The 20,039-nt window shown below is 50.0% G+C and carries 17 protein-coding genes and 1 pseudogene; 15 read left to right on the top strand and 3 right to left on the bottom strand.

Going from position 1 to position 20,039, the window contains the following annotated elements; all coding sequences use genetic code 11:
- Positions 1-27 precede the first annotated feature (27 nt).
- From MCG44_RS06325 to MCG44_RS06340, 4 genes are all read left to right on the top strand, one after another.
- Complete coding sequence (locus tag MCG44_RS06325) at positions 28-720, top strand: response regulator transcription factor (protein WP_025490271.1); 693 nt, start codon at positions 28-30, stop codon at positions 718-720.
- Positions 717-1,748: a sensor histidine kinase gene (locus MCG44_RS06330; protein WP_158369529.1), complete on the top strand. Its 1,032-nt coding sequence runs from the start codon at positions 717-719 to the stop codon at positions 1,746-1,748. The genes MCG44_RS06325 and MCG44_RS06330 overlap by 4 nt, the downstream gene beginning before the upstream one ends.
- Positions 1,749-1,925: 177 nt before the next feature.
- Positions 1,926-2,591, top strand: coding sequence for an ABC transporter ATP-binding protein (locus tag MCG44_RS06335; protein WP_002586598.1), 666 nt, complete (start codon positions 1,926-1,928; stop codon positions 2,589-2,591).
- A gap of 14 nt (positions 2,592-2,605) precedes the next feature.
- Positions 2,606-4,996 (top strand): ABC transporter permease, encoded by a 2,391-nt coding sequence (locus MCG44_RS06340; protein ID WP_240287345.1) that lies wholly within the window; start codon positions 2,606-2,608, stop codon positions 4,994-4,996.
- 224 nt (positions 4,997-5,220) lie between these two features.
- Here the strand turns inward: MCG44_RS06340 and MCG44_RS06345 are convergent, their stop codons facing one another.
- Positions 5,221-6,261, bottom strand: coding sequence for a DUF6076 domain-containing protein (locus tag MCG44_RS06345; protein WP_187031125.1), 1,041 nt, complete (start codon positions 6,259-6,261; stop codon positions 5,221-5,223).
- A gap of 302 nt (positions 6,262-6,563) precedes the next feature.
- Here MCG44_RS06345 and MCG44_RS06350 point away from each other — a divergent pair, with 302 nt between their 5' ends.
- From MCG44_RS06350 to MCG44_RS06390, 9 genes and pseudogenes are all read left to right on the top strand, one after another.
- A complete protein-coding gene (locus tag MCG44_RS06350; RefSeq protein WP_004614947.1) occupies positions 6,564-6,794 on the top strand; it encodes a helix-turn-helix domain-containing protein in 231 nt (76 codons plus the stop codon).
- 139 nt (positions 6,795-6,933) lie between these two features.
- Positions 6,934-7,137, top strand: coding sequence for a hypothetical protein (locus MCG44_RS06355; protein ID WP_118141915.1), 204 nt, complete (start codon positions 6,934-6,936; stop codon positions 7,135-7,137).
- 284 nt (positions 7,138-7,421) lie between these two features.
- Complete coding sequence (locus MCG44_RS06360; protein WP_240287347.1) at positions 7,422-7,739, top strand: DUF3847 domain-containing protein; 318 nt, start codon at positions 7,422-7,424, stop codon at positions 7,737-7,739.
- A gap of 2 nt (positions 7,740-7,741) precedes the next feature.
- Positions 7,742-9,214, top strand: a complete 1,473-nt coding sequence (gene mobQ / locus MCG44_RS06365) for a MobQ family relaxase (protein WP_240288886.1) — start codon at positions 7,742-7,744, stop codon at positions 9,212-9,214.
- Positions 9,215-9,261: 47 nt separating this feature from the next.
- The gene (locus tag MCG44_RS06370; protein WP_144124320.1) at positions 9,262-10,002 is read left to right on the top strand and encodes a CHC2 zinc finger domain-containing protein; all 741 of its coding nucleotides are present in this window, start codon (positions 9,262-9,264) and stop codon (positions 10,000-10,002) included.
- A pseudogene (locus MCG44_RS06375) lies at positions 9,887-11,293 on the top strand (VapE domain-containing protein). The gene MCG44_RS06370 and the pseudogene MCG44_RS06375 overlap by 116 nt, the downstream one beginning before the upstream one ends.
- 270 nt (positions 11,294-11,563) lie before the next feature.
- Positions 11,564-11,749 (top strand): hypothetical protein, encoded by a 186-nt coding sequence (locus MCG44_RS06380; RefSeq protein ID WP_004849804.1) that lies wholly within the window; start codon positions 11,564-11,566, stop codon positions 11,747-11,749.
- Positions 11,750-11,859: 110 nt separating this feature from the next.
- On the top strand, positions 11,860-13,482 hold the full coding sequence (locus MCG44_RS06385) for a recombinase family protein (protein ID WP_240287348.1): 1,623 nt from the start codon (positions 11,860-11,862) through the stop codon (positions 13,480-13,482).
- A 78-nt stretch (positions 13,483-13,560) separates the two neighbouring features.
- Positions 13,561-13,875 carry a hypothetical protein gene (locus tag MCG44_RS06390; RefSeq protein ID WP_240287350.1) on the top strand — a complete coding sequence of 105 codons (315 nt, stop codon included), beginning with the start codon at positions 13,561-13,563 and terminating at the stop codon, positions 13,873-13,875.
- A 282-nt stretch (positions 13,876-14,157) separates the two neighbouring features.
- On the opposite strand, the gene MCG44_RS06395 is transcribed toward MCG44_RS06390, so the two are convergent.
- Both MCG44_RS06395 and MCG44_RS06400 read right to left on the bottom strand, forming a co-directional pair.
- On the bottom strand, positions 14,158-14,793 hold the full coding sequence (locus MCG44_RS06395; protein WP_147572145.1) for a GyrI-like domain-containing protein: 636 nt from the start codon (positions 14,791-14,793) through the stop codon (positions 14,158-14,160).
- A gap of 485 nt (positions 14,794-15,278) precedes the next feature.
- Positions 15,279-17,315, bottom strand: a complete 2,037-nt coding sequence (locus tag MCG44_RS06400; RefSeq protein WP_240287352.1) for an LTA synthase family protein — start codon at positions 17,313-17,315, stop codon at positions 15,279-15,281.
- A 379-nt stretch (positions 17,316-17,694) separates the two neighbouring features.
- Between MCG44_RS06400 and MCG44_RS06405 the strand changes: the two genes are divergently transcribed.
- Complete coding sequence (locus MCG44_RS06405) at positions 17,695-18,228, top strand: hypothetical protein (RefSeq protein ID WP_186852085.1); 534 nt, start codon at positions 17,695-17,697, stop codon at positions 18,226-18,228.
- Positions 18,225-19,985, top strand: coding sequence for a carbon starvation protein A (locus MCG44_RS06410; protein WP_147572148.1), 1,761 nt, complete (start codon positions 18,225-18,227; stop codon positions 19,983-19,985). Before MCG44_RS06405 ends, MCG44_RS06410 begins: the two co-directional genes overlap by 4 nt.
- The last annotated feature ends 54 nt before the right edge of the window (positions 19,986-20,039 follow it).

Genomic DNA, 20,039 nt, shown 5'->3' on the forward strand with positions numbered 1-20,039 from the left:
TTGGCAAAAAGAAAAGGAAGTGAGGATATGAAGCAGATTTTAATTGTCGAGGACGACAGTTTTTTGAATAAGATGTTGGCCTATAACATGACCGCAGACGGCTACGGCGTGACTTCTGCCCTAAATGCCAGAACCGCAGCCGCCGCCATCCGCCAGCGGGAATTTGATTTAGTGCTGCTGGACATCAACCTGCCGGATGGAAATGGTTTTGAGCTGTGCAAGCTGATAAAGCCCCAACACCCGGACACCATCGTGATTTTCCTAACCGCCAACGATCAGGAGAGCGACCAGATACGGGGCTATGAGGTGGGCGCGGTGGACTACATCACAAAGCCCTTTGTGATCGGGGCCTTGCAGCGGAAAATCAAAGCCATGTTTGCCATGCTGGAACACCACAAACCGGCCAAGGACATTTACGACGACGGGCGGCTGTTTCTGGACTTCTCGGAGCAGACGGCTTCCCTAAATGGCAAGCCCCTGACCCTATCCCCGATGGAGTACAAAATGCTGAACCTGTTCCGTAAAAATCCCCGGCAAGTGCTGACCCGTGGGCAGCTTTTGGAAAAGCTGTGGGATATAGACGAAAGGTTTGTGGACGAACACACCCTGACAACCTCCATCAGCCGGATTCGCAGCAAGATTGAAGCCGACGGCGGCGCACCCTACATCAAGACCGTTTACGGCATGGGCTATCAATGGACGGGAGGCGAGGCAAAATGAAGTTTCAAAACCTCTCGGTAAAGCGGCTGTTTGGCCGGGTGGCAATAGGGCTTGCCCTCTCCATGTCCGGGATCACCATAGCCCTGTTTTTTGTGACAAAACAGACGGCGGTGCTGCTGACGGGCGGGGTGCTGCTGCTGTGCGCCCTTGTGGGGATTTTTGTACTGACGCAGGCGTTTGGAACGCGGCTGTCGCAGTTTACCGCTGACCTGTGCCAGACTTTAGACCACATGATCGCCGGGAATGAAGCGCCCCAGCGCCCGGAGGACAGCGAAACCCAGCTTGCCAGAATCGGACACCGGCTGGCAAGGCTTTACCAGATCATGCAGGAGAACCGCCGCCGGGTGGACGAGGAACGGCAGGAGTTACAGACCCTTGTATCAGATATTTCCCATCAGGTGAAAACGCCGGTGAGCAATCTGAAAATGGCGACGGACACCCTGCTGGAAAAGCCCATGACCGAGGCGGAGCGCACCGACTTTATCCGGGGAATCCGCAGCCAGACGGATAAGCTGGACTTTCTCTTTCAGGCCCTTGTAAAAACCTCCCGGCTGGAAACAGGCGTGATCCAGTTAGACAAGAAGCCGGGCCGCCTCTTTGATACCGTGGCGCAGGCCATGAGTGGGATCGTGTATGCAGCGGAGAAAAAGGAAATTGCCGTGTCCGTGGACTGCCCGGAGGATTTGGCCGTTTCCCATGACAGCAAGTGGACATCCGAAGCCCTCTTTAACCTGCTGGACAATGCGGTGAAGTACACCCCGGCAGGCGGGAAAATCGCTGTGTCGGTGGTGCTGTGGGAAATGTATGTGGAGATCAAAGTAGCCGACACCGGCAAGGGAATTTCCGAAAGCAATCAGGCCGCCATCTTCCGGCGCTTCTATCGTGAGGAAGAAGTACACGAACAGCAGGGCGTGGGCATTGGCCTGTATCTGGCCCGCGAGATTGTAACGCGGCAGGGCGGCTATATCAAAGTGGTTTCGGAGCCGGGCAAGGGTTCGGAATTTTCTATTATGCTGCCTACAAAATAAAACGCGGCGGACGGCCATTTCCGGCTGCCCGCCGTAAATTTTTTTGAAATGTCCGAGCGTTGTAACATTTCACCCCGATTTTCAATGAAATTTTTTGGCCGCTGTAACATTTCGCGGACATTTGGGTTTTACAATAGCCTTATCAACAGGCAGAAAGCCTTGAAAGGAGTTTTTAGTATGAGCATTTTACAGACTATCGACCTGAAAAAGTATTACGGCACAGAGCCGAACATCACCCGCGCCCTTGACGGCGTGAACTTCTCTGTGGAGGACGGCGAGTTTGTGGCCGTTGTGGGAACCTCCGGCAGCGGCAAGTCTACCCTGCTTCACATGATGGGCGGGCTGGACACCCCTACTTCCGGCAATGTGATTGTCCGGGACAAAGAGCTGTCGAAAATGAACGACGAACAGCTCACCATCTTCCGCCGCCGCAACATCGGTTTTATCTTCCAGAACTACAACCTTGTTCCCATCCTGAATGTGTATGAGAACATCGTCCTGCCGGTGGAGCTGGACGGGGACACGGTGGATCAGAAGTTTTTGGACGAGATCGTTCACTTGTTGGGGCTGGAAGATAAACTAAAAAATATGCCGAACAATCTCTCCGGCGGACAGCAGCAGCGTGTGGCGATTGCCCGCGCCCTGATTACCAAACCGGCTATTGTACTGGCTGACGAGCCGACCGGCAACCTTGACAGCAAGACCAGCGCCGAGGTGCTGGGACTTATCAAGCGTACCAGTGCGGAGTTCCGGCAAACTGTCGTGATGATTACCCACAACAACGACATAGCCCGTCTTGCAGATCGGATTGTCCGCATTGAGGATGGAAAGATTGTGGAATAAGGAGGTGGAAAGCTATGACATGGCCTTTTGAAAATGATACCAGCGCCATTACAAAGAAGCTGGCAAAGGAAAGTTTGAAAAGCGAAAAGCGCCGGAATTTTATGATAATAATTGCTATTTCACTGGCAGCGTTTTTGATGTCAATGTGTGGAACATTATTTTTTGCTTTTCAGGAATCTCAAAATAATATGGCCACTTTTCAAGCCAGCTATGATAATCTGACAGAGGATAAAATTGAAAAACTTCGTCATCAACCAGAAATCGAAATGGTAGCGTCGCTTTACAATCTGGGAGAAATAAAAATGCCAGAGGGATATTCATTGTATTTGGCATATATGGATGATGCGGCATGCTATATTGCCCGAAATCAATTTACACTAAAAGATGGGACTATGCCATCTAAAGAAAATGAAATTGCAGTTGACCGTGAAATGGTGAACAAATATTTTTCTAATACTGCAATCGGAGATAAAATTTCTTTTCAAATAAACGGAAAATCACAAGATTTTGTGATTTCTGGGATTACGGAAAGCTCGACTGAATCACAGGGCAATTACTCGTGCTATATATCAAAATCGTTTGTAGAAAATAGCTCTAATTATAATCCTGCAAAATACCAAAGCTATGTTTGTTTTGCTGATGCAGATTCAACATCAAAAGAAATTCTAAAAGAAAGAATTGCTTCTATTGGAAAAGAAATTGGTGCTGATTATAGCTTAAGTTTTCTCTTTTTTAGAGAGAATATGGGATTGTCATTTGAAAATATACTAACTTTTGTAAGTTTGTCCGTGTTGGTATTATTTGCAGGTATAACGGTAATCCAAAGTATTTTCAGAATTTCTATCAATGAAAAAATAAGAAATTTCGGACAGTTACGCACTTTAGGTACAACTGCATTACAGATAAAGAAAATGATAAACTATGAAAGTAGATATTTATCATGGCTTGGAATCCCTCCGGGTATTGTTTTGGGTGCGATTGTCGGAACTGTTTTGGGAAGTAATGAATTTTCCAGCGGATTTTCTCCTATCAATATTCCTTTTGTAATGATAGGCGTTTCCATCATTTGCACTCTTATGGTGAAATTATCTGTTCGCAAGCCGCTTAAAATTGCAGCAACTACTTCCCCTATTGAGGCAGTACGATATATAGCTTATCGAAATGCTCCGATGCAATCTCGAAAACATAATAAGAAAATTTCACCTTACTCTTTAGCTCTATTAAATCTTGGACGCGATAAGAAAAAGACAGCCAGTACATTGCTTTCATTGATATTTGGAGGATTACTCTTATTTATATCTGCATCCGCAGCAGTTAGTAATACGCCAGAGCAATTTGTCCGTGAAAAGTTTTTTGTAAACGGCGGAAGCTTCCGTATATATCTTTCTGAAGAATCAGTTGGAAAAAACGAAGCAAATAATTCGCTAAACGAATCTTTGAGAGAAGAACTTTTGAATACTAAAGGAATCCAAAAGATTATACCACTTAGAGATTCAGTAGGAATGTGTCATTATTCTATCAATGGAAATGTTACTGAGGGAATGTGTGATATAATTTCGGATCAAAGTACAGAAGGTAATTTTAGCTTTGTTGAACAACATTTGATAGATGGACAAATGCCTAAAAATCAGTTTGAAGTTTTATTGACAGATGGATATATGGAACTGGGGGTTACAAAAGGGACGCCTATAAAGATTACAAATAGTGGAGAGGAAATAGAATGTATTGTTTCCGGTTTCTTTGATAAGAGCTTTGTCGGAACCGAAAACGGTACAGATGCTATTGATCCAGCGAATCTTATAATTACACAAGAACTTGCACAACAACTATTCCCAAACACAGAAAAATTTGCTTACTCATGGGAGATCATAACTGATAAAACTTATAATGATGAAATAGAATCAGCCATTCAGCAGAAAATTACCTCTAAAGAAAAGGGGCTTTCTATTTGCAGCTATAATGATGTTGTAGAGTACATGGAATCTTCTATGAACTTATTGTTTGGAAGTTTGCAAATGCTGTCATTACTAATTTTGCTGTTTGGAATAATCAATCTAATCAATATGACACTCTCTAACCATCAAGCGCGTAAACAGGAAATCAGTACATTACGCTCTGTTGGATTAAGCCTAAAACAATTATATCGTTCTCTCATAACAGAGGGATTGCTATATGTACTTGTTTCATTTGGAATCGTTCTTTTAGTTGGTATTCCCATAGCTATTCCTGTGAGCAAAGCTGTTGGTATTCTATTCGGTATGCCAAATCTCTCATATCAATTTCCAACAATGCAGATAGGTGGATATCTACTAATATTGATTCTTTTACAGTTGATTCTTTCTGTATGGGAAATACGGGATTTGAAAAAGCGTTCATTAACAGAACAAATGCGGGCAATGGAATAACCGTATGGAATTGGCGGGGCGGCGTGTGCTGCCCCGCCTTTTTCGCCATTTCTCAAAAAATTTTTGAAATGTCCGAGCGTTGTAACAATTCAGCCTGTTTTTCTGTCGAAATCAAAGGCACCTCGGACATTTATAGTTCTTCCAAAAGTTTGATGATAATATTACCATTCATGGAAGAAGCAATCTGTTATTGCAATAATGCGAAATTGACGATAGAAAGTTTTTCATATCTCGGTCAGCTCAACAATTACATTACTCTGCTGATACAGCCAGTCCGTAAATTCTTTCGGGCTGGCTGTTCCTGTTTTTACAGCCTTTTTTCTCTGCAAGGCTTCTTTCTTAAAGTCGGAAAAGGCAACCTGTATTTTTTCCAGACGGTCAGCAGGAAAGCCTGCGGTATTTTTTACCCGGTTTATTTTGTTGCGCCAGTTCTGGCATTCATTTTTATAAAGCAGGTCATAGTTATTTTCTCTTGCCCTCTCGTCAAATTCCCGTTTGTTCTGAAGCGCCTGTGCTTTTCGGCACTTATCGCTGCACAGCTCATACCGCTGGCTCTTTGCCAGAAAATATTTTCCACAAACCTTGCACCGCCGGAAGCAAAGCCCCCAGTCATTTAGTCTGTTCAGATAATAGGTAATCAACGGGTAGAGGGAGGCATAGGCAGACACACATTCTTCTGTGCGACGGTTGTCCGGGAACCAGAGGTCAAGCCGGGTATCTTCTGATGGTGCGCCTTTGAAATAAAGGCTGCCAGCTTGAAAATGTTTCGGTTTTCCTGTCTCCCTGTCAAAGGTCATGGCTTCGTTATGGAATACCCCGGTCAGGCTGCTCATTTTATCCATGAAGCGGTCACAGGCAGCGTTACGGTCACGGGGTTCTCTGGCAAGCAGATAGCTGTTCCAGATACGGAACGCCACATACATTTTCAGAGGGTCGTTGCTAAGATATTTTCCCCAGAGAAATTCGCTTGCCGCCTGCTCCAGCTCCGGCTGTTTCCATCGGTTGGAGTGGAGGGCTTGCCGCAGTGGAGAAAGCCCGTATAAGTTCCAATCTCTGTCCGTGTCACGCTCAAAGTTTATCAAAAAATTTCCCAGCGGGCGTGTCATATCACAAAGCACCTCTGCGTTTTGGCTCCCGTTCAGCCGGAAGCGGATCTGCTGTTCTTCCCCAATCAAAATCCGCTCTTTCATTTTCTTCCTGTCCAGCGTCAGGACAAATAAAATCCTCTCAAAACATGGCTCATGCCGTATAAACTGATTCTCCATCCCTATCTCCTGCCTTTTCTTATGGTAATTATATAATTTAGTTATATTCATTACACTCATGGTATCGCAGAAGCATTGTTTTGTCAAGGATAGTCCGCTATGATGATTGCAGTTGGTAATTTCGTGCCACACAGTACCTTGACAAGTGAATGACCGTCCAAAAGGGATATGACCGGCAGGAGAAGTGACGCATCCGGCGCACCAATGCAGGGAAACACCGCAGGAATGGGGCAGGAAAACGGCTTTTGGGGAGAACGGCAGCAGGAAGCATTTTAACCTATTTGATTTATGGGAGGAACAGAATGAACGATAAAAAGAGATTGAACAGCTACGAGGATTTACCGCTGGTTCTGGATGTGGCGGACATTCAGCGGATTATGGGAATTTCAAGAGCGAGCGCCTATGAGCTGGTACACACACCCGGCTTTCCGGCGTTCCGCAGGGGCAGGCTTATCAAGGTCAGCAAGATTGCTTTCTTTGAATGGATGGCAAAAGGCTCCGAAACCGTACCGAGAAGTGACAAAAAAGCGTGAGGTATTATCCCCTGACTGCAATACTGCCGCACTTTCCAAAGGGGCATACAGAAGGAAAAACCTTAAAAATGATACCGAAACGCTACACCAAAACAGCCTATCTGCGTACATCAGATAGAAACGGAGAAAGGAGCCGGTTATGGCAAGAATGAGCAACAAGCGGCGGCTGGAATGGTCTTTCTTCTTAAATGACCGCAGCCGTATCACTTACAACGAACTGTGCCGGAAATGCCAGCACGAATGTAAACAGAGCTTCCGGGCGGTTGTGGTTGACTGCCCGAAGTATCTTTCCAAGCGTTCCAAGAAAAAGGACAAGACTGCCGGAAACGGCAAAATCCATTAGGAACTAAGGGCGCACTTCTATACATAGTCTAAAGACCATGTATCGTGCGTCCTGCGGAGCTTACCTCTGCCGCTGATAAAATCAGCAATCCGAGGTCTGCGTTCGCTTCGCTCCGACAAGGTGGCTACACCCCCTTGCGCCGCTAAAGCGGCTATCCCCTGTGTACCCGCCGCAAAGAGAAATCCGCTCTGTGGTTTTCCCTTTTCATCGGTTTTTATAGAAGCACTGACACAGACTGTCTGCGGATGGTCTTTCTTTATCTTATAAGCAAAGGATGTGAGAACATGGAAAAATCTTTGGAACAGTTAAAGCAGGAATATGAAAAAACCACTGTCCTGCTGGAACGGGAAAAACGGAAAATGCAGCGTTTGAAAAACCGGCAGGCGTATCTGGAAAGCGGTTCCCGGAAACAGAGGACGCACCGGCTGATTACCCGTGGGGCAGCCGTTGAGAGCATTGTGCCACAGACAAAGGAGCTGACCGAAACGGAATTTTATTCCCTCATGGAAAGCATTTTGAATCTGCCGCAGGCGGAGCCTTTCATCCGGTCTGCCGCAGAAAACCACGCCCGTATTTCCGGGCAGGAGAAAGGCGGTAACTAAGGATAGCACTTTATCATTTTTCAATCGCACAGATAAAGCGCAGCGCCGGTCAGAGCGCCATTGCCAGCGCAGCCTACCGAGCCGGGGAGCGTCTTTACAGCAGCTACTATGGAGAAGTCAGCGACTACACCAAAAAGGGCGGCGTGATCGCTTCGGAAATCATGCTGCCGCCCCATGCGCCGGAAATATATCTTGACCGGGCGACCCTCTGGAATGCTGTGGAGAGCTGCGAGAAACATCCAAAAGCACAGCTTGCCTATTCATTTGATATTGCCATGCAGAATGAATTGACGCTGGAAGAAAACATGGAGCTGGCGAGGAAGTTCGTGCAGGAGCAGTTTGTGGCAAAAGGCATGATTGCCGATCTTGCTTTTCACAGTCCGGAGAAAGAGGATGGCGGTATCCCAAACCCGCATTTCCATGTGATGACAACAATGCGCCCTTTGAACCCGGATGGCACATGGGGACAAAAACAGCGGCGGGAATATCTTCTTGATGAAGATGGAAACCGAATCCGGGATAAAAATGGCGATTATATGTTTAATGCTGTCCACACAACAGACTGGCACGAGCCGGAAACACTGGAACACTGGCGGGAGCAGTGGGCGGCTGCCGTTAATACAAAATTTGAGGAAAAAGGACTGGATGTGCGTATCGACCACCGTTCCTATGTGCGGCAGGGGCTTGACCTGATACCTACTGTCCACGAGGGAGCTAATGTCCGGCAGATGGAAGCAAAGGGCATCCGCACCGAGAAAGGGGAACTGAACCGCTGGATTAAAGCCACCAACCGGCTCATGCAGGATGTGAGGAAGAAGATCAAAGCCCTGTTTGTCTGGATGGCAGAGGTAAAAGAAGAACTTTCCAAACCGCAGACACCGAGCCTTGCCGACCTGCTGATCGCTTATTACAACCAGCGCAACGCAGGGGCATGGAGCAATAAAGCCAGAACCGGAAACTTAAAGCAGTTTGCCGAAACCGTCAATTATCTGACGGAAAACAAGCTGCTCACATTAGAGGATTTGCAGGAGCGTCTTTCCTCTGTCAGTGAAGAATTTGAAGCATTAAGCGGCTCCATGAAAAAGAAATCTGCCAGGATAAAGGAATTGCAGGAATTGATACGGGAGGGCGAGAATTACCAGCGGCTAAAACCTGTTCATACGGAATTGAACAATATCAAGTTTAAGAAACAGAGGGAGAAATTTGAAACATCCCACGATGCGGAGTTACGGCTGTTTTATGCCGCCCGCCGTATTCTGAAAGAAAAACTGGACGGAAAACCCATTGCCCTGAAAGCATGGAAACAGGAATATGCACAGTTAAAAACAGAGTATGCCGAACTGTCTCCGCAGCACAAGCCACTCCGGGAGGAAGTCATACGGCTGCGGCAGGTGCAGAACGCCGTAGATACCGCACTGCGCCGGAGGGAGCAGCCACAGGAAGTACAGAGAAAGAAACATGAGATGGAGCTATGATATAACCGGCAGCTTTACCGCTGCCGGTATTTTTATGGAGGGAGCATTTGAATGTATTTGAAGCGGTGAAACAGTCTGTTACCACCCGGCAGGCTGCTTCATTCTATGGAATCCGGGTGGGGAGAAACGGCATGGTCTGCTGTCCATTCCACAATGACCGCACGCCCAGCATGAAAGTGGACAGCCGCTTTTACTGCTTCGGCTGCGGGGCTTCCGGGGATGTGATCGACTTTGCCGCTTTGCTGCATGGATTGGGGAAACGGGAAGCTGCGGTCAGGCTTGCGAAGGACTTCGGCGTTTCCTATGAGAAACCCGGCAATGCACCGCCAGATAGGAAGCGTCACAACAGGTCACAGCCCCGACAAAAATCAGCGGAGCAGAGATTTCAGGAAACGGAACGGTATTGTTTCCGGGTGCTATGCGATTATCTGCGCCTGCTGGAGCATTGGAAAACAGCATACGCCCCACAGCCGCAGGATGCCATCTGGCATCCTCTTTTTGTGGAAGCGTTGCAGAGGATAAGCTACACAGAATACCTTTTGGATATTTTGTTATACGGAGAAATAGAAGAAAAAGCGGCATTGATCGCCGCACAGGGAAAGGAGGTGCTGCGGCTTGAACAGCGAATTTCAGAGCTTGCCGCCGGAAACGCAGGAAGTGGTCAAAAGGACGATGGACACAATGGAACCGGCGCAAACACCGGCAGAAATCCGGGAAACATTAGAGGGGACGCAGAAAGGCGGCGTGAAGAACAGCATCCGAAACTGCCTGACGGTGTTCCAGCGTGACCCTCTGTTTCGCGGGGCGCTGCGCCTGAACCTTTTGACGGAGCAGATTGACATTGTGAAGCCGCTGGGCTGGGAGCGCACCAGTACCACGCTGACCGACATGGACATAAACTACCTGCTTTTGTATCTGGAAGAAAACTAAAACGGAAATTTCAGCCGACAATAAGCGGACATAAACTACCTGCTTTTGTATCTGGAAGAAAACTACGGGCTTACCAGCGAGAAAAAGGTGCAGAGCGCCATCAAGATTGTTGCCAATGAAAACCGCTACCATCCGGTCAGGGATTACCTGAACAGCCTGCAATGGGACGGCACAGAGCGCATCCGTTACGCCCTGCATCACTTTCTGGGAGCCGATACGGACGAATACACCTATGAAGCCTTGAAACTGTTCCTGATGGGAGCCATCCGGCGGGTATTCAGACCGGGGAGCAAGTTTGAGGTCATGCTCTGTCTGGTTGGTGGTCAGGGAGCCGGGAAATCTACCTTTTTCCGGCTGCTGGCAGGCAGGGACGAATGGTTTTCAGACGATTTGAAGAAGCTGGACGATGAAAATGTGTACCGCAAGCTGCAAGGGCATTGGATTATCGAGATGTCGGAGATGATCGCCACAGCCAACGCCAAGAGTATTGAGGAAATCAAGTCATTCTTAAGCCGCCAGAAAGAAACCTACAAAGTGCCGTATGAGACACACCCGGCAGACCGGCTGCGGCAATGTGTATTCGGAGGGACGACCAACCGGCAGGACTTTTTACCCCGTGACCGCACCGGCAACCGGCGCTTTCTCCCCGTGACGGTGTACCCGGAACGGGCGGAGGTTCACATACTGGATGATGAAGCGGCGGCGAGGGCGTATATCGAACAGATGTGGGCGGAAGCCATGACGGTTTACCGCAGTGGGAAGTATAAGCTGTCATTCAGCATAGAAATGAACCGATACCTGAACGCCCATCAGCAGGACTTCATGCAGGAGGACACACAGGCTGGCATGATCTACGCCTATTTGGAGGACTACACCGGTGACAGGGTATGCTCCAAGCAGCTTTATGAGGAAGCGCTGGGGAACTTAAATTCCCCGGCAGACTGGGAGACACGGGCAATCTGCGAGATTATGAATACCGGCATTGCGGGCGGCATCATACAGGGCTGGGCAGCCTACAAAAGCCCGAAGCGGTATAAGAAATACGGTTCTCAAAAAGGCTGGGAGCGTGTCAACCAAGACCCGCCGGAGGGGGACGGTTTTCAGGAAATCACGGAAGAAGAAGCCCGGCAAATGGAACTGCCATTCTGAAAAGCCACCGGTTGACAGTTTGGTTGACGCTTCGGTTGACAGCCGGTTGACGGGGAAAAGCCTGATATTTGGGGCATTTCTCTCCTTTGTCAACCATGTCAACCAAGAAATCAAAGAAAAAGTAAAAAGTAATCATAGAGCGCCTATGGATTGTTTTCAAAGTCTTTTCTGCCGGTTGACACGGTTCGGTTGACATGGAGACAGTCTGCGGCTGTACACCTGCCTGACATTCCCTTGTCGGGCATATTTCATTTATGGAGGTAACTGCCTATGGCAAAAAGCAAAAACGAGAGCAATAACAAAAACAGCGGCACCCTGCTTACCGAAAAAGACGGCACCCAGTATTTTGTCATGGGGAAAGTCCGTATCAAGGTATCGGAGCATTTTGCACAGGATGGGAAGCCGCTTGACAGCCTGCTGGAAGATGTGATCCAGCACGCTGCCGCCGCTTCCTGAAAAAATACGGAATAACGACTGTCAATCAGCCCACGCTTATGATATACTTGTACCAGCGAGTATTGTATAAGCGTGGGTTGTTTCTTTTAGTAGAAGGAGGATTTTTAACCGTGAAACAACCATACAATACAACGATTTATAACACTGCACTATATTTGAGATTGAGCCGTGACGATGAATTACAGGGGGAAAGCGGCAGTATCCAGACCCAGCGCTTGATGCTTAGGCAGTATGCCGCAGAGCATGGGCTGACCGTTGTAGACGAGTACATTGACGACGGATGGAGCGGGACAAATTTCGAGCGTCCAAGTTTCCAAAGGATGATTGATGACATCGAGGACGGGAAAATCAACTGCGTTGTCACAAAGGACTTATCCCGTCTGGGAAGAAACTATATCCTGACTGGTCAGTACACGGAAATCTATTTCCCCAGCAAGGGAGTACGCTACATTGCCATCAATGACAATGTGGACACCATCAACGGAGAAAGCGAGCTTGCCCCGTTCTTAAACATCCTGAATGAAATGCACGCCCGACAGACCAGCAAAAAGGTCAAGGCTGCCATGCACACAAGATTTGCCAATGGCGCACACTATGGAGCCTATGCACCGCTGGGCTATGTAAAAGACCCGGACAAAAAAGGTCATCTTCTGATCGACCCGGAAACACGCTGGATTGTAGAGAAGATTTTTGACCTTGCCGTACACGGGAGGGGTGCCGCCAGCATTACACGGATTCTGGTGGAAGAAAAAGTACCTACCCCCGGCTGGCTGAACTATGAAAGATATGGGACTTTCGCCAATATCTACGCCGGTGCGCCCGCAGAAAAAGCCTATGCGTGGACGATAGCACAGGTCAAGAGCATTTTGAAAGAGGAAACCTACATCGGTCACAGTGTTCACAACAAGCAGAGCAACATTTCATTCAAGAACAAGAAAAAGGTGCGGAAGCCGCAGGAAGAATGGTATCGTGTGGAAAATACCCACGAAGCCATCATTTCCGAAGAAGTGTTCCAAAAAGTTCAGGAGCTGATTGCAAGCAGACGCAGACGACAGAAGAATGGCACAACGCAGATATTTTCCGGGCTGGTAAAATGTGCGGACTGCGGATGGTCATTGGCTTATGGTGTAAACAGCCAGAACAAAAATCCCTATGCACACTACCATTGCAGTAAGTACGGACAGGGATTACGCCAGTGTTCCATGCACTATATTCGCTATGATGTACTGTATGCCTATGTGCTTGCAAGACTGCAATACTGGTCTATGCTGGCACAGAAAGACGAGGACAAGCTGCTGAAACGGCTGCTCAATGCCAGTGACAGGGAAAGAAACTCTGCGAAGAAAAAGCAGGCTGCGGAGCTGAAAAAGGCAGAGAAGCGTAAAGCCGAAGTTGACGGGCTGTTTGCTAAAATGTATGAGGACTGGTCTGCCGGACGCATAACCGAGTATAACTTCAATATGCTGTCCGAGAAGTACCAGAACGAGCAAAAGGAGCTTGAAACAAAAATAAAACAGCTTCACGAAATGATGGAAGCCGCCGTACAGACCGCAGCGGATGCTGAAAAGTGGATTGCCCTGATGAAACAGTATGTCAACCCTGTGGAGCTGACCGCCGAACTTCTGAACACTCTAATTGAAAAAATAACCGTCCACGAAGCTGTCAAGGGCGAGGACGGAAGCCGTGAGCAGGAAGTAGAAATCTACTACCGCTTCATCGGCAAAATCGACTGACCTTTCTTTTTTACCCAACAATATCTTTAATTAAGGGAAACGGGAATATCAACGCCTGAATTAGAAAAACTGTTAGCATTGAGCGAGTGCTTTGACATTACTATCGACGAACTTGTGAAAGACGAGGCATTTACTCAAGGGACAAATGAAGTGCCACAGGAACTAGAAAAAACCAAAGATCCAAAAGCAATCGAAATGAAAGTGGGCATAGGGCTTTGCTTGGTGGGTGCTATCTGTCTGATCCTGTTCGGAGCTATGATGGTTTTGAGTCCAAGCGCAGCGGAACAGCTTAATGCTGCTTCAACAGTTACTTTGAGCGGATCTGGTATACTTATCATTCTCTGCGTGCTTTCGATGGTTATAGGATTAGCACTAATATTGCGAAAAAAATGAATTGGGGGGCAGGCATATGAAAAAGTTGAGTTATTTGTTCACGGCGCTCGCGATTGTACTATCTGACATAATGTGTTTCGTGGTTGCCTATCATTACCGTGATATGCTTTGCGGTATTGAGCACTCCTGCTACAGCGCGCCGGCCAGCGTTGCCTTTCTGTATGCCGTTCCGTTTAGCGTTGGGATCATCATATGTACGGTTGTGGCATATACGCTTCATAAAAAATAATATAAAGAGGCCCCTCCCTGGAGGGAAGGGCCTCAAATTGGACTGACAAAGACTTATGCCTTTTTCTTGATGGGATGGCGGATCACTGTTTTCCACCGTTCAGGCGCCACTTTTCTCGCGTCGGACAGATAGATCTCGTGATGCAGGCGGTCGGCTGTGAGATCTGTCACATATCCATGTTTTTCTAAATATTCCTCCATCAGAGCCACGGTCTTGGGCTCCTCGTCAAATGGGCCAAGATGCATGATCTGGACGCACAGACCCTCATGGATCGTCAGGAATTCGGCCGATGAGCAGTCTATCCGCTTCTTCTTCTCAGCAGTTTGGACTGCCCAGCCAAAGTGTTCTCTGGTCACAAAATCCGGCAGACGAATGACGGAGATCCAGTGAAAGTCCTCTTTACGCCCATAGCCCGCCCCGGCTGTACCGCCCTGCCACCAGAACCCTTCCAGTGGGGGAACGACATACTCAAAAAAGCCCTCAATCTTATAATCGCTCTTGTAGCTCATTTTTAACGTGTACGCAACGGCATATAGGATACTGATCGCCCGCTGGTACGCGCCGCCCTCTGCATTGGGATCTCCCTCGCCTCTCACTGCGATGTAGTTGGTGGACGGGACCTCTACGATCTCCGGCCTGTCCTTTGGCATATAAAATTCTTTGAATTCTTTTTTGAAATCAAAGGCCATATAGTTGTCCTCCTTATGCCACTGGTGTGTGCCCCGGTCAGTGGGGCTTCAATGATGGGATATTTGTAACTATACAATATTTTTAGGCTCTCTTCAAGGTGGGGAACAGGATCAGAGAACGGCTGCCGCGATACCCATGGATATCCAGGACACCTTGCTGGAATGTACCATAGGCCTGTTCATGGAAGGTTCATGAATTATTTGCAGTTCTGTGAAAAATTCCCTGGGCGTACATGGTATCCTAAGATTAGGTCAAGGGTGGATACCCGCTGACCCATTCTTTGAAATGACGGACAATGGGCCGTCTGGGCCGATGACGCCCCACTGCGCCGGCCCCCGGACTTCTCTATCAGGCAGAACGCCAGGAGAAGGACCGGCCCGCTCACTGCTGCCCCTCAGCCGGCCTCGGGGCGGCAGACCAAAAATACCCCGCCCGCGGGTTTGATATACAGGAAAGACGCCCCCTGGTTATCCAGGGGGCGTCTTTAGTCAGTAGGGGCGTGGAAGAGAAGACGGTAGTAATCTGTATCCAGAATGGAGGCGGAATAGGCCACCCGATTTTGTACCTCATTGACCAGGGGGACCAGGGCCTCCAAATCGGTTTCGCTGCCGTCCCAGCGGGTGAACAAGTCGTCGGAGGAGTTGTAGTAGCCCCGCTCGTTAATAAAGCTGTAATCGGCGAAAATCACCAGCTCCGGGCTGTCGGACAAAATGTCCGACCCCATGAGCAATCTGGAGTCATATTCCAAATCAAAGAGGTTAGATAGGGTTGGCATTACGTCCAGGCTGGAGCAGTATTTGTCCACATAGACCGGCTCCTCCAGGTCGGCGCTCCACAGGATCAAAGTATTTTCATAGATCTCAAATATTGGGTCCACCGGGTGGCCCAACAACTCGCTGTACTCCTCGTCAGTGAGGCCGTAGGGGTAGTGGTCGGCGGACAGGACAATGACCGTATCCTCCAGTTTGCCCGCCGCCTCCAACTGCTCTACCAGGCTCTCCACAGCCAGCTCCAGCTCGATTTGGCTGGCAAGATAGCACTTGACCGGGTCGCTGTACGGCAGGTCCTTGACCTCGTCCCAGTGGCGGGCAGACATGATATTCTCCTCCAGCGTATAATTCAGGTGGCCGCTGACTGTCAGGCAGTAGACCATGAACTGGTCCTCATCCACAAACATGGGGACAATGGTATCCATCATCATCTCGTCAGAAGGGGGAAAAATCCGCCCAGCAGCCAGATCGTCGGCAGGAATCACATCCTCCGCCCGTAACCCCTGATCGATGGCATAGTACTCATAGCCCATATTGGAGTGGGATAGATTCCGGTCGTAGTAGTCGTAGAGGTAGTCGTGGAAGGCCATGGTCCGGTAGCCTTCCTTGCGGAATTGGGTACCCAGCGCGAAGGGCATATAGTTGTCCGAGGATTGGGAGTAGCTCCAAACACCCGACTTGGGGATCAGACTGGTAGTGGTAACATACTCACCGTCCGAGGTGGATACTCCCCACAAGGGGGTATAGAAGTTCTCAAATACAAAGCCCTGGTGGGACAGCTTCCACAGAGTGGGGGTGCGCTGGGGATCCATGGCCAGGGTGGAAAAGCCCTCTGCCACGATCCAGACCAGATTTTTACCCTTAAAATAGCCGGTCCACTGGTTTTTAGCCGTGGGTTCCCGCTGGGAGAACCACTGATGCATCGCCAGCATATCTGCATCCGTTTCCTGCCGGATGAGAGTGTCAAAGGGGAGGTCCATCACGTGGTCGCCGCTGCGGTTTGGCGTGGAACCGTTCACTTCTGTGCCGTCAGGCTCCTGGGAGATATCCGGGTCGGCAGGTTGGTCTGGGTCGATGCCAAAGAGGACCCGGCGGATCTCCAACTGTGTCTGGGTCATCATGCCGAAATATTGCGTTTCCAGAGCCGGGACAGCGGCCTGGGTGTAGATATACCGCAGGGACATGGCACCGCCGCTGCACAGCAGCACGATGCACATGGTGGCCAACTGGATAGCGGCGGCCATGACCGCCCATCGTCTCCTCTGGCCCCGGACCAGAGGAGGATGGTCTGGGACTAGCCGCTGGCGAAAGAGGAAGGACAGAATCACCGGAATGGCCATCATCAGCACAGGGAACCAGTTGACTAATACCTCCATGGTGGCCATATCGCCAAAGGCCCCGGCGACCATCGCCATCTTGGTGAGAGAGAAGATGGTCAGAAAGGTCTTGAACAGGTGATAGTAGATGGCCTGGGCCCCGATCCACAGGGAGAGGAGCAGCGTGAGCAGAGGTAACAGGACCCGGCCCTGGCGGGGGGGCAGGCCGCCGCACAAGAGTCCCAAGAGGAGGGCCACAGGCAGAGTGAACAGTAGGGTGAACAGCATTCCAACAGGGGACAGGGAGTAAAAGCAGTACAGCTTCAAGAATAATTCTTCATAGTAGATGACCGCGGCGAAAAACAGGGAAGGGAGGGCAAGCCTCCGCCACCGCTCTGGGATAGGAAGGCCCCGAAGCGGAACAGATCCGTTCATGATTAAGATCCTCCGGCTAAGAAATGTATTTTTATTCTAGTCCATTCCCGTTAGGCTGTCAATGCAGGGAAGGCGGAGAGAAAAAATTTAAGATTTTATGCCCTGATAAAAAACCGCTCAAAAATTGTACAATATGAATAAAATATGGAGAGAAATAAGGCGCTTTTTGACCTGAAGATAGCAAATACTACTTGCAAATTTTTCTACAATCTGATATGATAGCGATGATATTAATAGATTGTTCATAATTCCCGCAGGTTTACACCAGGGAGCCTCTGTGTTCAACAGGGCGATCACACAAAACAGCCGTCCTTTGTAAGTCTGGCTGTTTTACTATGTCTGTGGGCGGGAGCTGGAAAGCGAGGATACCTTGTCCCGAATGAGTCAACTGGCGCTGGACCGCTTGAAACGGGCCTATGCCGCCTATTACGATATTGAGGATATAGAAGACGGTACTCCGCTCAAGGCGCTGTGCGCCTATCATATGCGGGATAGCCAGTATGTTCTGGTCAAAAAAGCGGAGCTGTGGGCGGCGGAAAACCATGAGTATCTCTATCTCTGTGCGGTGGACCACCTGGATGAGGGGGCTGTGGACCAGATCTTTCAGCGGGTGCTGGAGGACGGAGAGCCCCGTGTGCACCCCCATATACAGCATATGTATACCTATCTGACGGCGGTGACGCTATATGACAGCGCCGAGCCCCAAGCCCTGGCCAAGCTGAGGAAGCTGAAGAAGCGCCGGGAATACAAGCTATCGCTCCATGGATGGATGGAGTTTAGAATAGCCGCCGTGGACCTGTCCACGGGAGAAATCACTGTCAACCGCGCGGGAAGAGCGATTCAAAAAGATCTGAAGCGGCTGACAGGGAGTATCATCTCTGCATATCATTTAGGAGAGGAGAAAACGCAATGAATGCAATGTTAGTTGTTATCGTTGGCATCGCTATTTTGATCGTAGGCTACATCTTCTACGGCGGCTGGCTTGCCAAACAGTGGGGTGTTGATGACTCCAAGGTCACCCCAGCTCATGAGCTGGAGGACGGCATGGACTACGTCCCTGCCAAGGCCCCTGTCCTGATGGGACACCACTTTTCCTCCATCGCCGGCGCCGGCCCCATCAACGGCCCCATCCAGGCCGCTGTCTTTGGCTGGGTTCCTGTGGTGCTGTGGGTTCTGATCGGAGGTATCTTCTTCGGCGCTGTCCATGACTATGGCGCCCTGTTCGCCTCCATCCGCCACAAGGGTCAGTCCCTGGGCGAAGTGGTGGCACTGAACATCGGTGAGCGGGCTAAAAAGTTGTTTCTGACCTTCTCTTACCTGACCCTGGTGCTCGTGGTGGCCGCCTTTGCCTCCATCGTGGCCAGCACTTTCCAGGCCACCTATGTAGACGGTGTGGTGGATGTGGCCGCTTCCGGGACGAATGCCTCTGTGGCTATGATTTCCCTGCTGTTCATTATTATGGCTATTCTTTTTGGCTTTTTCGTCTACCGTCGGGGCGCTTCTCTGTCCGTAGCTACCATCGTGGGCGTCATCGGTATCGTGATCTGCCTGGCCATCGGTCTGAAGTGGCACCCTATCTACCTGTCCAACACCGCTTGGATGTGGATTATCGGTGTGTACATTCTGATCGCCTCCGTGGCCCCCGTGTGGATTCTGCTCCAGCCTCGTGACTATCTGTCCTCCTTCCTGCTGTACGCCATGATGGTCATCGCGGCCGTGGGCGTGATCGGTGCCGGCCTCACCGGCGCGGACGCCGCTCATATGGATATGCCCGCCTTCACCGGCGCGTATGACACCATCGCCCCGACCGGGACCTCTCTGGGCTATGTCTTCCCAGCTCTGTTCGTTACCATCGCCTGCGGCGCCATCTCCGGCTTCCACTCCCTGGTGGGCTCCGGCACCACCGCTAAACAGCTGGACCACGAGCGGGACGCCAAGCCCATCGCCTACGGCGGTATGCTCATCGAGTGCGCCCTGGCTCTGATCTCCCTGTCCGCCGTGTCCTTCATCTGGAACGAGTATGCCTCCGGCGAGATCGTAACTCCCACACAGGTATTCGCTACCGGCATCTCCCGCATGGTCGCCTCCATCCCCGGCCTGGCTGGCGCCCAGAGTACCATCAGTTCCCTGCTGGTCCTGACCGTGTCCGTGTTCTGCCTGACCTCTCTGGACACCGCCACCCGTCTGGCACGGTACATGTTCCAGGAGTTCTGGCTGGAGCCCGGCCAGACCTATAAGGATGCCACCGGCTTCAAGGCCATCCTCTGCAACCCCTTCGTGGCCACTGTCATCACCGTGGTGCTGGGCGTTGGCCTGGGCATGACTGGCTACTCCAAGATCTGGCCCCTGTTCGGCGCAGCCAACCAGCTGCTGGCCGCTCTGGCCCTGCTGACTGTGTGTGCCTGGCTGGGCAACATCGGCCGCAACAACAAGATGTTCTATATCCCCATGGCCTTCATGCTGGTGGTCACTCTGACTTCTTTGGTCCAGACTATCACCACCCAGGCTGGTAAGATCATGGCCGCTGGCGGTATGCCTCTGGACAAGGCCGGCAATTTCGACTGGGCTCCTTATGCTCAGTCTATCTTGGGTGCCGCCCTGTTTGTGCTGGCCATCGTACTGGCTGTGGAGGGCTGCAAGACCATCTTCGGCAAGAAGAAGGCCGCCTGATTTTTCCATCCGAACGACAAAAGCGGACCCGGTACGCCGGGCCCGCTTTTTGTT

The organism is Lawsonibacter sp. OA9, assembly GCF_022440585.1.